An 899-nucleotide genomic window follows, 5' to 3' on the forward strand; every position below is an offset into this window, starting at 1 on the left:
TTATACTACCTCTGTTGAAAAACAGCTTGATTCGGTTCATAAGTATGGAGTGGAAAACGGTTGGACCAAGGGTGATTATGACGAAGCAGTAAATAAGATTATCGCTACTGAGCGTAAAGGGCTGCGCTCTGGCACTACGAGGTTAAATTCGGCGTCCGTAAGAGGTGTTGCTTGTGGCTAAAATTTTTATTCTAAAAATATCTGAATCTTATCCAGAAAGCTATTGGTTTAAGAGCAAGATTTTGACAGGTCAAGACTCGATTCTCTTGAAGACTGGGGTGGAGGTAAATGAGAAATTGTTAATTGAGTTTACGCTGACTTCAAGAGCCAGTATTGACAAGATACTCAAGTATGATTTTCTTTTCAGCGATGGACCTAATTTTATTAGTCCCAGGTTTCATAAGTTATTATTGGATGCCAAGATTATGGGTGTTCAATTTCTCGATGCAGACGTCTACATGGGTGGAAAGAAATATGATGGCTATAAAGTTTTCAATATAACTTCAAAACTCAGCGCATTTAATAAAGAGAAATCTAGAAGCGAGCCAATTTTGAGCTATCTGCCAGATGGCCCCCAAAAGTATACTGAGATTTTTCTGAGGGATGATATTGACATAGTGGTAGATATTTTTAGAGCGGATGAGGATTTTACAACTATGTTAGCTTCCGCTCGCGTTAAGGAAATATGCGAGCTTAATGAAGTACGTGGTTTAGAGTTCAAAAAGAGCTTTTCCAAAACCTGAGGTCTATAGAGCAGACTCGTTTTGCTATTTTGCTGACGTCAGATTCTAGTGCTCTTTAATAAAAAATAATCAACGTTAGTGGCTGCCAACCTTGCCTCAGCCACTAGCTTTCTTGCTTCATTAGGTAGTTAATTCAAAAATCAATACCATCATCTT

At 38.3% G+C, this 899-nt stretch carries 1 protein-coding gene and 1 pseudogene; both read left to right on the forward strand.

Annotation, left to right across the window (positions count from 1 at the left end; translation table 11 throughout):
• Nucleotides 1–181 (forward strand): annotated as a pseudogene (locus tag LIX91_RS25505) (type IV secretion protein Rhs); the annotation flags it as partial.
• Nucleotides 174–743, forward strand: a complete 570-nt coding sequence (locus LIX91_RS25510; RefSeq protein WP_177205389.1) for an imm11 family protein — start codon at nucleotides 174–176, stop codon at nucleotides 741–743. The pseudogene LIX91_RS25505 and the gene LIX91_RS25510, both read left to right, overlap by 8 nt.
• Nucleotides 744–899 lie beyond the last annotated feature (156 nt).

The sequence above is a fragment of the Pseudomonas sp. B20 genome, from assembly GCF_020515755.1.
In the GTDB taxonomy this organism is placed as follows: Bacteria; Pseudomonadota; Gammaproteobacteria; order Pseudomonadales; family Pseudomonadaceae; genus Aquipseudomonas; species Aquipseudomonas syringae.